Below are 12,962 nucleotides of genomic sequence, written 5' to 3'. Positions count from 1 at the left end.
ACATTCCGAACCCGGAAGCTAAGCCTCACAGCGCCGATGGTACTGCAGGGGGGACCCTGTGGGAGAGTAGGACGCCGCCGAACAATTATTCAGAAGAAGCCCCCTGACGGGAAGTCAGGGGGCTTCTTCGCGTTTCCGGGGAATTTCCGGATACCCTTCGCCAATGCAGAACCTGACCCTGACCTGGCAAACCTCGGCCGTGGCTTCCGCGGCGATGTACGGTGCGGCGTTCGCCGTCAGGCGGGGCGTGGCGCGGCGGGGCGGCGCCGGGGGGCGCGGGAGTGGTGTGGCGGATGTGCTGCGGGAGGCGGGGACGCTGCTGGCGTTGTTCGCGCTGTGGCAGGTTGTCGGGCACTTGTCGCTGGTGGGGACGGAGCATGCGCTGGATCGGGCGGACTGGATCCACCGGACCGAGGCGAGTTTCGGGCTGCCGGACGAGGCCGGCTGGCAGCGGGCGGTGGTGGGGCATCCGTGGCTGGTGCAGGCGGCGAACTACTACTACGCGACGATGCACTTCGGCGTGATGCTGGTCGTGCTGTTGTGGCTGTTCCTGCGGCACCGTCAGCGGTACGCGTGGGTGCGGACCACGGTGGTGGCGACCACGGCGGTGTGTCTGCTGGTCCAGTTCGTTCCGGTGGCGCCGCCGCGGATGCTGCCGGGGAACGGGTTCGTGGATCTGGCGGCGCAGTACGGGCAGTCGGTGTACGGCAGTGCGGTCGCCGGGGTGGTGGCTGACCAGTTGTCGGCGATGCCCTCGGTGCACGTGGCGTGGTGCGTGATCGCGGCGGTGGCGGTGATCGCGGTCGCCCGTGGGCCGTGGCGGTGGCTGATGGCGCTGCATCCGCTGGTGACGGTGTGGGTGGTCGTGGTGACGGCCAACCACTTCTGGGCGGACGGGCTGGTGGCGCTGGCGATCCTGCTGACCGTCTACCTGGTGCAGGCGGCCCTGTCGGGGTGGCGTCGGCCGGAGGCGGCGGCGCGTGTCGGGGCTGAGCAGGCCGTGGAGGCGCCTCCCAAGAACCAGGACCACGAGCAGCAGCGGGAGCCCAGCGCGGTGGAGGGCTGACGGGCCGGCGGGTTCAGCCGGTCTGGGCGGAGAGCAGGGCCTCGGCGAGGGCAGTGCGGTAGTAGCGGCCGGCGGTGCCGGAGCGGGCACGGGCGACCAGGCGGGCGTCGAGCAGGACGGTGAGGTGGTCGTCCACGGCGGCGGGGCCGAGGCCGGTGAGGGTGGCGAGCTGGACGGTGTCGCGCGGGCGGTCGAGGCCGGCGAGCAGTTCGGCGCGGGCGCTGCCGAGCAGGCGGCCGAGGCTGGCGGGCGGCGTGCGCGGGGTGGGGACGGGCGCGGCGGAGATCGGGTAGATCACGGCGACGCGGGTGGCATCCTGGGTGATCCACCCGTGGCGGGCGCCGGTCGGGACGAACAGCAGCTCGCCGTCCGGGAGTTCGTCGGCGGGGACGGTGAGCTGGAGTCGACCGGTGGAGAGCCAGCGGTGCCGGGGGCCGAGCGCGGGGAGGGCGGCAGGCCAGCCGTGGTGGTCGGCGAGGCGGCGGCGGGCGGTGGCGTCGGCGCGCAGGGTGCGCAGGCGGGCCGGCCATTCGGGGTGGACGACGTGCTGCCAGGTCCAGTCGAGGAGCTCGGCGAGGGCGGGGGCCAGGTCGAGCCCGCTGAGGTCGAGTCCGTGGGGGGCGGCGTCCGGGTCGGGCGGGGGGAGGTGGAACTCGGTGGGCCAGTGGGCGGCCTGGCGGGCGGTAAGCCAGTCGGAGAGGTGGGGCGTGGTGGCGAGGTGCTGCTGGAACGCGGGCCGGCGGGTGGCGAGCCAGGCCCGGCGCCAGGGTTCGGGCCGGATCTCGGCGAGGATGCCGAGGGTGGCGACGGTCTCGACCAGTGGAGAGAACGCGAAACGGCATGCGGCGAGTGTCTCCGTGCTCACCTGCCACTGGCCCATGCGTCGCCTCCGAACGGAGACAGTAGCAATCGGCCGGTGGGTCGGGAGCGGTTTGTGGGATCGCCCGTCGGCGGTTCTCCTGGTGACTCGGTGGGTCGTAGGGTGAAGGGGCGGCCGAAGCCAGTTGCGTTGGCTTCGGCCGCCCCTGAGCGTTGATCAGCCGAGGCGGCGGCGCAGGCCCCAGGTGGTGAGGGCGGCCAGGCCGGCGGTGAGGGCGAGGAAGATCGCGGTCTCGATCCACTGGAACGGCCAGTAGCGGTCGGCGGGCTGGTAGTCGATGGCGATGTGCAGGTTCGCGTGGGCGAGGCAGTTCTCGGACGGCGGTTCGTGGTTGCCGTTGTCGCACGGCTGGGTGCCGAAGGTGAGGGTCCGGTCGGTGCTGTCGCGGACGGGGGAGGTGTCGGAGAGCATCCACGCGCCGGGCATGTCGATGCCGGCGACGAAGGTGGCGGACGATCCGTGGGAGCCGGTGAAGCCGAGCGTCCGCGCGGACCTCAGGGTGGCGGCGTCCAGCGCGACCACGGCGTGCACGGGCTGTTCGAGGTGCGGGCGGACGGCGAGCGGGACGAGCACCTGGACGGCGGCGAAGACGGCCAGGGTGACGGCCATCGCGGCGACGGTGCGGCGCAGGAACAGACCGAGGCAGCTGCCGAGGGCGACGGCGAACGCGGCGTAGCCGAGCGGGACGATGCCGCGGGAGGCGAACAGCAAAGGGTTGAAGCGGTCGTGGTTGAGGTGGTCCAGCGGGGAGGCGAACCAGGACACCAGCAGGCTGAGCAGCCCGGTGATGATCACTGCGGTGGCGCCGACCAGCAGCAGCTTGACGGCCAGCCATCGGCCGCGGCCGATGCCCTGGTTCCAGATCAGCCGGTACGTGCCGGTCTCCAGCTCACGGGCGATCAGCGGCGCTCCCCAGAAGGCCCCGATGAGTGCGGGTACCACGATGACCAGGGCGGTGCCCGTCCAGTAGGGGAAGGCAAAGGTGTCGACCAGCTGGTTCCCGTCGGCGCAGCCGCCGCCCGGGCAGCCGGAGGTCAGGTCGTGGTACTTGTCCCGCAGGTCCAGGCCGGAGATCAGCAGGAAGGCGGTGGCGGCGGCGAGTACGGCGGCGGCCACCAGGAACTGGGCGCGGAACTGACGCCAGGTCAGCCAGGTCATCGCTGGGCCTCCAGGGCGGGTCGGGGGTCGGCGGTGGCTTCGAGGTGGGCGAGGACCAGGTCTTCCAGGCCGAGCGGCTCCATCACCCAGGACGGGTCGTGGACGGCGGCGTCGGCGCGGACCACGAAGGTGCTCTGGCGTTCGGTGTGTTCGGCGTGCACCACCCGCATGCCGGCCGGCAGGGTGTCGGCGTCGCGGCGGGCGGTGGTGAGCCGGAAGTGGGTGGCGAGCAGGTCGTCGATCTCGCCGTCGGCCTGGATGCGGGAGCCGGCCAGCACGATCAGGTGGTCGCAGACCCGTTCCAGGTCGGAGACCAGGTGGGAGGAGAGCACCACGGTGGCCTGCGACTCGGATTCGGCGACGAACTCCATCAGGCTCTGCAGGAAGGCGCGCCGGGCGAGCGGGTCGAGGGCGGCCACCGGTTCGTCGAGCAGCAGCAGTTCGGGGCGTTTGGCGACGGCGAGGGTGAGGGCGAGCTGGGCGCGTTGGCCGCCGGAGAGGCGGCCGGCCCGCTGGGTGGGGTCGAGGCCGAGTTGCCGGATGCGGCGGTCGGCGAGGGCGGCGTCCCAGCGGGGGTTGAGCTTGGCGCCCAGGCGCAGGTGGTCGTCGATGGTCAGGGCGGCGTAGGTGGGGGTGTCCTGGGCGACGAAGCCCACCCGGCCGAGTTGGGCGGCGTCGGCGGCCGGGGGCCGGCCGAACACCTCGACGGTGCCGCTGGTGGGGGTGAGCAGGCCGCAGGTGAGTTGCAGCAGGGTGGACTTGCCGGCGCCGTTGGGGCCGACCAGCCCGACGACGCGTCCGGCGGGGACGGTCAGGGTGCAGTCGGCCAGGGCCGTGCGGCGGCCGTAGCGCTTGGTCAGCGCCCGGGTTTCGACGATCGCGGTCATCGCTCCTCTTCGACGGTGCTTCGGAAGGTTTGGAGGAAGAGGGCCTCGATGGACTCCGGGTCCAGTCCGGCGGCCCGGGCCGAGGCCAGCCAGCGACGCAACTCCTGTCGCAGCGGCTCGTGTTCGGACGTGGCGGGGTCGCCGAGCGTGCCGGTGACGAAGGTGCCGACGCCGGGCTTGGGGGAGACCAGGCCCTCGTTCTCCAGTTGGCGGTAAGCCTTGAGCACGGTGTTGGGGTTGATCGCGACCTTGGCCGCGACGTCCTTGACCTTCGGCAGCCGGTCGCCCTGGTGCAGCAGGCCCAGTCGGAGGGCCTGTCGTACTTGGTGGACCAGTTGCAGGTAGGGGGCGACACCGGACCGGGGCTCGATGTGGAACTCGATCACCACAACCTCATTTATCTAGCTTCCTAGCACTATAGAACTGACGAGCCGACAGCTCGTCAAGTCCAGGATTCACCAACGGCGTTGACCAGCGCAGACGCGGGCGGGTGCGGACATGCCGAGGCCCGGGCGCCGTGGGGGTGGCGTCCGGGCCTCGGGGACTGCGGCGGTTACTTGACCGGGAGTGCCAGCCGGCCCCAGCGTCCGCCAGTGAGGGTGGCGGTGGCCCAGTACCAGGAGGCCAGGCCGGAGAGGGCGGCGACCCAGGCGCCGACCTTGCCCCAGCCGCCGGTGTCGCTGAGGACGCCGATGGCGCTGAGCGCCAGGGAGAGCGTCAGCAGGCCGTAGACCGCGCGGGCGAGCAGGCCGTCGCCCCAGGAGGCGGCGGTCAGGGTGAGCGCCAGCAGCGCCCACAGCAGCAGGAACAGGCCCGCGGTGTGCCGGCCGGCCCCGCCGGCCGCCGCCCAGGTCGCCCAGAAGGCACCGAGGGCGGTGAACGCGGTGCCGCTGAAGCGGTCGCCGCCGCGGAACTGCCACAGGCCGGCGACGAAGAGCGTCACCCCGCCGACCAGGTGGGCCAGCGAGGAGGCGCCGCCGGCCGAGGTGCCGCTGAGTGCACCGGTGCCGAGCAGGCCGTACGCGAGCAGGGTGAGACCGAGGGCCAGGTAACCGAGTGGACCCGCGTCTGCGGATCGGGCGTTCGCCCCGGAGGCGTCATTGCTCACCGGAGGCTCCTTTCACTCTGCGCCAGGGCATGGCGAGATCGCGGTGAAGGGTGGGTGTGCGAGGTGGTTCCGGGTGCCGGGTCGTGGGCGCACCGAAGACGGGTGCGGCGGCTGCGGCGGAATGAGAGAACCGGCGGCTCAGCCGCCGGTCGATGCCCTCCGGGGTGGAATCCCCCGGCGCCTACGGTCTACCCGGCCCCCGGGATTTGTACCCTTGTGAACCGCCGGGGCGAGCAAGTGTGAGCAAAACGTGACTAGGGCCTGCGCGCACGGCAAGATCGGCCGGACAGGCCCTAGTTGAGCCGCTGGGTCGGGATACGCAGGGTCAGGATCGCCATGTCGTCGGACGGCGGCTCGGGCGCGAAGCGCTCGACCGCGCGGTGCACCCGGGCGGCGACCGCGCCTGCGGTCAGGCCCGCGCAGCCGGTCAGCACCTCGATCAGGCCGTCGTCGCCGAGCATCCGGCGGCCCTCCCGCCGTTCGGTGACGCCGTCCGTGACGCACAGCAGCACCTCGCCCGGGGCGAGCACCAACTCCTCGGCGGTCAGGTCGAGTTCGTCCATCACGCCGAGCAGTGGCTGCGGCGAGGCGGCCTGGTCGACCTGACCGTCGGTGCGCAGCCGCAGCGGCAGCGGGTGGCCGGCGCAGACCAGGGACAGCGCGGTCGAGCCGTCCTCGCGGGGCGTCAACTCGCCGTACAGCAGGGTGAGGAAGCGCGCCCGGCTGCCCTCGTCCAGGATGGCCGCGTTCAGCCGGGTGAGGACCTGCGGGGCGCTCAGGCCCTCGCGGGCCAGCAGGCGCAGCGAGTGGCGGGCCAGGCCGGTGACGGAGGCGGCCTCGGGGCCGGTGCCGCAGACGTCGCCGATGGCGAAGCCGTAGGTGCCCTCGCGGATCGGGAACAGGTCGTAGAAGTCGCCGCCGACCTCGTTGCCCTCGCCGGCGGCCTGGTAGAACACCTCGACCTCGACGCCGGGGATCTTCGGCAGCTCCGGCGGCAGCAGGGCGCGCTGGAAGGCCTGCGAGGTGGCGGTGCGCTCCGAGTACAGGCGGGAGTTGTCGAGCGCCAGGGCGGCGCGGCGGGACAGGTCCTCGCCGAGTTCCAGGATCTCCTGGCGGAACCGGACGCCGCGCCGGGTGCCGAGCACCAGCAGGCCGATCACCCGGTTGCGGGCGGACAGCGGCAGCACCACCGTCTCGCCGAGCAACCCGGCCAGTGCGGGGCTGTCGGCCAGGCCCAGCGCGCGGGCGGTGTCGGCGGGCGCCGTCCAGGGGCGGGCGCCGGGGCTGTACACCGCCTCCGGGGCGGCGGTCTTGTCGAGCAGGGCGCGCAGCGCGTCGATCCGGTCCTCGTCCTCGTGCAGCACGAAGGCGAGTTCGGAGCCGGCGGCGGCGTCCGCAGTGGTGTAGACGGCGCACCAGGACGCCAGGGTGGGAATCGCCATCTGCGCCATCAGGGCGAGCGTCTGCTCGTGCTCCAGGGTGCCCGCGAGCAGGTCGGAGGCCTCCACCAGGAAGGACAGCGAGCCGCGCCGCAGCCGCTCCAACTCGCCGAGCCGGGCGCTCTCCAGCGCGAGGGCGATGCGGTCGGCGGCGAACTGCAGGCGCAGCGCGTCCTCGTTGTCGTAGCGGCCGGGCGGGGCGGCGGCCACCCCGAGCGAGCCGGTCAGGCGGCCCTCGACCTTCAGCGGGACGGTGATCAGCGAGCGCAGGTCGGTGCCGGCCAGCAGCGGCGCGGCGCCGGGCCGCACCGCGAGGTCCTCGTGGACGGCCGGGAGCCGGGCCGAGTCGAAGCGGCCGGCGCCGCCGTCGATCGGCAGCCGGGCGAAGCGGCGGGCCGGGCCGGCCAGGCCGGTGGCGGCGCGCAGTTCGAACTCGGTCTCGTCCTCGCTGGTGAGCATCAGGTAGGCGGCGTCCGCGTCGAGCAGGTCGCGGGCGCGTTCGACGATCCGCTGCAGCAGGCTGGACAGGTCCTCGGGGGAGACCGGGCCGACCAGCAGGTCGAGCGGTTCGACGGCGGTGGTGGCGGCCTCGGCGGAGGCGGCGGTGCCCGGGGTGCGCAGCACCGCCCGGTCGGACTCGCGCACCAGCAGGCACAGCACGATCGGCGCGCCGCCGCTGTCGCGCAGCCGGACGTGGGCGCCGTACACCTCGCGGGCGGAGCCGTCGCCGCAGCGCACCGTGTAGCTGCCCTCCCAGCGGGCGAGGCGCAGGGTGTCGCCGAGGCCGAGGCCGGGGGTCTGCGGCCAGACGGCGAGTTCGGCCCAGGGGCGGCCGAACACGGCGTCGGCGGGGAGCCGGAAGAGCGATTCGGCGTCGGCGTTCCAGTGCCGGATCCGCCCGTGGTCGTCGAGTTGGACCACGCCGACCCGCACCGGCCCGTCCGCGGCGGGCAGTTCGCCGCCGGGCAGGCTGGGCAGGACGTACCGGGTGCCGGGCTGCTGCTGGGGCAGGGCGAGGCGGAACCAGACGGTCTTCCGCCCGGCCGCGTACTCGATGCCCCAACTGCTGGACAGCGCCGAGCACATGAGCAGCCCGCGGCCGCCTTCGCTGTCCGGGTCGCCGTACCGGTCCGAGTTGAGCGTCACGTTGGCGAACGAGGTCTGGCCGCGTTCCGGGTGCCGATCGCTGACCTCGATCCGGACGGTGTCCTCCTCGCGCAGGCAGGCCACCTCGGCGGCCGTTCCGGCGTGCACCACGGCGTTCGTGACGAGTTCGCTGACCAGCACCACGGCGTCGTCCACCACCTCGGGCAGGTCCCACCCGAGCAGGGCGTCCCGGACGAAGCCGCGGGCCGCGGCGGCCGACCGGTCGACCGGTTCGAAGGTGGCGGCTGCGCGCGCGGTGACCACGGCCACGTCTCCTCTGCTGCTGGTAGGGCGGGTGGGTCGGGCTCTGCGGCGGCCAGGGCGGGGTCGCCTCGACCCGGTGCGGCCCTCCACCCTACTTTCCGGTTGGTACCCCGCGGGGGCGGGGCGCTGAAACAAGCCCCTGGGGGTGATTTCCTTCACGACTTTCTCCGGTCGTTCCCCTGATCGCCCGGGAAAACCCTCGGCAACCGGTCCGACACCGGGTGCCAGTGCTGTCACACTGGGGGGTCCGTGTGCCGTCACCACCGCCGTACGGTCGAGGGGACGGCGGGGAATCGACGGGCCGTTCTCCGGCCCTTCCGCCGCGGTGACAGTGAGGACCTGGGAGGGCCCCGTTGAGTTCGGCGACCAAGGACGTGTCCGGAAGCACGACGGCCGCTGCGCGCGGCACGCGGTCGGCGCCGCCCGCCCGGGCCGGCGGCCGGCGCCAGGGCCCCGGGCGGGGCGCGGAGCCCGCGGAGCTGCGCAAGCTGCTGGCCGCGCTGACCGCGATGCGCGACGGCAACTTCCGCCGCCGGCTGACCTTCCCGGGCGACGGCCTGCTGGCGGAGATCGCCGCGGTGTTCAACGAGGTCGCCGAGCGCAACCAGCACCTGACGGGTGAACTGGCCCGGGTGCGGCGGGCGGTGGGCCGCGAGGGCCGGCTGTCCGAGCGGCTGGAGACCGGCGTCGGCGAGGGCGCCTGGATGGCGGCCGTCGACAACTGCAACGCGCTGATCGACGACCTGGCCCGGCCGATGGCCGAGGTCGGCCGGGTGCTGTCCTCGATCGCCGAGGGCGACCTGACGCAGACCATGGAGCTGCGCTCGGTGCACACCACCGGCGCCAGCTACCCGCTGCGCGGCGAGTTCCTGAAGGTCGGCCGCACCGTGAACGGACTGGTCGACCAGCTGAGCGAGTTCACCGAGCAGGTGACCCGGGTGGCGATCGAGGTCGGCACCGAGGGCAAGCTCGGCGGCCAGGCCCGGGTGCGCAGCGTCTCCGGTTCCTGGAAGGACCTGGCCGACTCGGTCAACACCATGGCCGGCCGGCTGACCGCGCAGGTGCGCAACATCGCCGAGGTGACCACCGCGGTGGCCCGGGGCGACCTGTCGCGCAAGGTCACCGTCGACGTGGACGGTGAGATGCTGGAGCTGAAGAACACCGTCAACACCATGGTGGACCAGCTCAACTCCTTTGCCGCGCAGGTCACCACGGTGGCCCGCGACGTGGGCACCGAGGGCCGGCTGGGCGGTCAGGCGCAGGTGTCGGGCGTGGCCGGTGTGTGGCGCGACCTGACCGACTCGGTGAACTTCATGGCCGCCAACCTGACCGCGCAGGTCCGCAACATCGCCGAGGTGACCACCGCGGTCGCCAAGGGCGACCTGTCGCGCAAGATCGAGGTGGACGCCCGGGGCGAGATCCTGGAGCTGAAGAACACCATCAACACCATGGTCGATCAGCTGTCCGGCTTCGCCGAGCAGGTGACCCGGGTGGCGCGCGCGGTCGGTACCGAGGGCATCCTCGGCGGTCAGGCGCAGGTGCCGGGCGTGGCCGGGGTCTGGAAGGACCTGACCGAGAACGTCAACTCGATGGCCAACAACCTGACTTCGCAGGTGCGCAACATCGCCCAGGTGACCACCGCGGTCGCCAAGGGCGACCTGTCGCAGAAGATCCAGGTCGATGCGCGCGGCGAGATCCTGGAGCTGAAGAACACCATCAACACCATGGTCGACCAGCTCTCGGCCTTCGCCGACGAGGTCACCCGGGTCGCCCGGGACGTCGGCACCGAGGGCATCCTCGGCGGCCAGGCCAGCGTGCCCGGGGTGTCCGGCACCTGGAAGGACCTCACCAACTCGGTCAACCTGATGGCCAACAACCTGACCAGCCAGGTGCGTTCGATCGCCGAGGTGACCACAGCGGTGGCCCGCGGTGACGTCTCCAAGAAGATCACCGTCGATGCCAAGGGTGAGATCCGCGAACTCGTCACCACCGTGAACACCATGGTGGAGCAGCTGTCCGCGTTCGCCGACGAGGTGACCCGGGTGGCCCGTGAGGTCGGTACCGACGGCATCCTGGGCGGCCAGGCCCGGGTCTCCGGCGTCTCCGGCATCTGGCGCGACCTGACCGACAACGTCAACCTGATGGCGTCCAACCTCACCTCCCAGGTGCGCAACATCGCCGAGGTGGCGTCCGCGGTGGCCCGCGGCGACCTGTCCAAGAAGATCGCCGTCGATGCGGCCGGCGAGGTCGCGGCGCTCGCCGACACCCTGAACACCATGGTCGACCAGCTCTCGGCGTTCGCCTTCGAGGTGACCCGGGTGGCCCGCGAGGTGGGCACCGACGGCATCCTGGGCGGCCAGGCCGGGGTGCCGGGCGTGGCCGGCATCTGGAAGGACCTGACCGAGAACGTCAACCTGATGGCCAACAACCTCACCGGCCAGGTCCGCAACATCGCGCTCGTCATCACCGCGGTGGCCCGCGGCGACCTCTCGCAGAAGATCGACGTGGACGCCCGCGGCGAGATCCTGGAGCTCAAGACCAGCATCAACACCATGGTCGACCAGCTGTCCGCGTTCGCCGACGAGGTCACCCGGGTCGCCCGCGAGGTCGGCACCGACGGCCGGCTCGGCGGCCAGGCCCGCGTCCCCGGCGTGGCCGGCACCTGGCAGGACCTCACCGAATCGGTGAACGAACTCGCCAACAACCTGACCCGGCAGGTGCGCGCGATCGCCCAGGTCGCCACCGCCGTCACCAGGGGCGACCTGTCGCTGCGGATCAACGTGGACGCGTCCGGCGAGCTCGACGAGCTCAAGGACAACATCAACCAGATGATCGCCAACCTGCGCGAGACCACCCGGACCAACAAGGAACAGGACTGGCTGAAGTCCAACCTGGCCCGGATGTCCGGCCTGCTCCAGGGCCGCCGCGACCTGTCCGCCGTCGCCTCGCTGATCATGAGCGAACTCACCCCGGTGGTCTCCGCCCAGCACGGCGCGTTCTTCCTCGCCCAACCCGCCGGCCGCACCGCCGAACTCGTCACCGAGGACGACGACGAGAACGACATCGTGCTGCGCCTGATCGGCTCCTACGGCTACCACCGGCGCACCATGCCCACCACCTTCCGGCTCGGCGAGGGCCTGATCGGGCAGGCCGCGGTGGAGAAGCGGCCGATCGTGCTGAAGGAGACCCCGCCCGGGTACCTGAAGATCTCCTCCGGCCTCGGCGAGTCCTCCCCGGCGCACGTGGTGGTGATGCCGGTGCTGTTCGAGGACCGGCTGCTCGGCGTGATCGAACTCGCCACCTTCTCCAGCTTCACCACCGTCGCACTGGACTTCCTGATCCAGATCGCCGACCAGATCGGCGTCACCGTCAACACCATCTCGGTCAACACCAAGACCGAGGGCCTGCTGCTGGAATCCCAGCGGCTGACCGCCGAGTTGTCGATGCGCTCGGCCGAGCTGGAGGCCCGCCAGGAGGAACTGGAGCGCACCAACGAGGAGTTGCAGGAGAAGGCCGAGCAACTCGCCCAGCAGAACCGCGACATCGAGATCAAGAACAGCGAGATCGAGGAGGCCCGGCAGATCCTCGAGGAGCGCGCCGAACAGCTCGCGCTGGCCTCCCGCTACAAGAGCGAGTTCCTCGCCAACATGTCGCACGAGCTGCGCACCCCGCTCAACTCGCTGCTGATCCTGGCCAAGCTGCTCTCCGACAACAACGAGGGCAACCTGTCCGCCAAGCAGGTCGAGTTCGCCGAGACCATCCACGGCGCGGGTAGCGACCTGCTCCAGCTGATCAACGACATCCTCGACCTGTCCAAGGTCGAGGCCGGCAAGATGGACGTCCGCCCGGCCCGGATCGCCCTGGTCCAGTTGGTCGACTACGTGGAGGCCGCGTTCCGGCCGCTCACCGCCGAGAAGAACCTGGACTTCGCGGTCCGGGTCTCCCCGGACCTGCCGGTCACCCTGCACACCGACGAGCAGCGCCTCCAGCAGGTGCTGCGCAACCTGCTGTCCAACGCGGTGAAGTTCACCGACGCCGGCGCGGTCGAGCTGATGATCCGCCCGGTGGCCGGCCCGGACACCCCCCAGCACGTGCGCGAGCAACTGCTGGAGACCGGCACCATCGCCGACCCCGACGAGCAGCTGATCGCCTTCTCGGTCTCCGACACCGGCATCGGCATCCCCGGCAACAAGCTGCGGGAGATCTTCGAGGCGTTCAAGCAGGCCGACGGCGGCACCAGCCGCAAGTACGGCGGCACCGGCCTGGGCCTGTCCATCAGCCGGGAGATCGCCCGGCTGCTGGGCGGCGAGATCCACGTGGCCAGCGAACTCGGCGGCGGCTCCACCTTCACCCTCTACCTGCCGCTGCGCAGCGAGGGCCCCGAGCCGGTCGCCCTGGAGCGCGGCGCCGTGCCGCGCGCCCTGGAGCCCTCCCGTACGCCCGCCGAGCAGTGGACCCAGGAGGCCCGCGGCCTGGTCGAGGAACGCCGCCGCTCCACCCTGGAGCGCCGCCGCACCGCCCGCTCCGAGGAGGCCCCGCGCCCGGCCGAGGAGAGCATCCCGCGCCAGGGCGACCCGGTGCGCACCAACGCCGGCACCCCGGTCCGCTTCGACGGCGAGCGGGTGCTGATCGTCGACGACGACATCCGCAACGTGTTCGCCCTCACCAGCGTGCTGGAGCAGTACGGCCTGACCGTGCTGTACGCCGAGAACGGCCGCGAGGGCATCGAGATGCTCGAAGGGCACGAGGACGTCGCCCTGGTGCTGATGGACATCATGATGCCGGAGCTGGACGGCTACGCGACCACCGAGCAGATCCGCCGGATGCCCCGGTTCTCCGGGCTGCCGATCATCGCGCTGACCGCCAAGGCGATGAAGGGCGACCGGGAGAAGAGCCTCCAGGCCGGCGCCACCGACCACATCACCAAGCCGGTGGAGACCGACCACCTGCTGGCGGTGATGCGCCAACACCTGCCCGTCAGGTAACCGCCGCCCGACGGGGCCGCCCACGCTGG

8 protein-coding genes and 1 rRNA gene are annotated in these 12,962 nt (G+C 72.1%); 3 read left to right on the top strand and 6 right to left on the bottom strand.

Features of this window, described 5'->3' with window-relative positions; all coding sequences use genetic code 11:
* Positions 1-83: ribosomal RNA gene (rrf, locus tag ACFV18_RS32010) — 5S ribosomal RNA — on the top strand; the annotation flags it as partial.
* Between the two features lie 80 nt (positions 84-163).
* The gene (locus tag ACFV18_RS32005) at positions 164-1,066 is read left to right on the top strand and encodes a phosphatase PAP2 family protein (RefSeq protein WP_380488802.1); all 903 of its coding nucleotides are present in this window, start codon (positions 164-166) and stop codon (positions 1,064-1,066) included.
* Between the two features lie 13 nt (positions 1,067-1,079).
* Here ACFV18_RS32005 and ACFV18_RS32000 read toward each other — a convergent pair whose 3' ends face one another.
* From ACFV18_RS32000 to ACFV18_RS31975, 6 genes are all read right to left on the bottom strand, one after another.
* Positions 1,080-1,946 (bottom strand): winged helix-turn-helix domain-containing protein, encoded by an 867-nt coding sequence (locus tag ACFV18_RS32000; RefSeq protein WP_380488801.1) that lies wholly within the window; start codon positions 1,944-1,946, stop codon positions 1,080-1,082.
* Positions 1,947-2,102: 156 nt separating this feature from the next.
* The gene (locus tag ACFV18_RS31995) at positions 2,103-3,104 is read right to left on the bottom strand and encodes an ABC transporter permease subunit (protein WP_380488800.1); all 1,002 of its coding nucleotides are present in this window, start codon (positions 3,102-3,104) and stop codon (positions 2,103-2,105) included.
* Positions 3,101-3,991, bottom strand: a complete 891-nt coding sequence (locus tag ACFV18_RS31990) for an ABC transporter ATP-binding protein (RefSeq protein WP_380488799.1) — start codon at positions 3,989-3,991, stop codon at positions 3,101-3,103. Before ACFV18_RS31990 ends, ACFV18_RS31995 begins: the two co-directional genes overlap by 4 nt.
* Positions 3,988-4,377, bottom strand: coding sequence for a GntR family transcriptional regulator (locus tag ACFV18_RS31985; protein WP_380488798.1), 390 nt, complete (start codon positions 4,375-4,377; stop codon positions 3,988-3,990). Before ACFV18_RS31985 ends, ACFV18_RS31990 begins: the two co-directional genes overlap by 4 nt.
* A 167-nt stretch (positions 4,378-4,544) precedes the next feature.
* Positions 4,545-5,099, bottom strand: a complete 555-nt coding sequence (locus ACFV18_RS31980; protein WP_380488797.1) for a GPR1/FUN34/YaaH family transporter — start codon at positions 5,097-5,099, stop codon at positions 4,545-4,547.
* A 293-nt stretch (positions 5,100-5,392) separates the two neighbouring features.
* Positions 5,393-8,083, bottom strand: coding sequence for a SpoIIE family protein phosphatase (locus tag ACFV18_RS31975; protein WP_380488805.1), 2,691 nt, complete (start codon positions 8,081-8,083; stop codon positions 5,393-5,395).
* Positions 8,084-8,457: 374 nt separating this feature from the next.
* Between ACFV18_RS31975 and ACFV18_RS31970 the strand changes: the two genes are divergently transcribed.
* Entirely contained in the window at positions 8,458-12,933 is a 4,476-nt protein-coding gene (locus tag ACFV18_RS31970) for a HAMP domain-containing protein (protein ID WP_380488804.1), read from the top strand.
* The last annotated feature ends 29 nt before the right edge of the window (positions 12,934-12,962 follow it).

Origin of the sequence: Kitasatospora sp. NPDC059673 (assembly GCF_042734215.1) — a bacterium.
Taxonomy (GTDB): Bacteria; Actinomycetota; Actinomycetes; order Streptomycetales; family Streptomycetaceae; genus Kitasatospora.
Note: the sequence above shows the minus strand (reverse complement) of the source record. Positions and strands in the feature narration are given on the sequence as shown.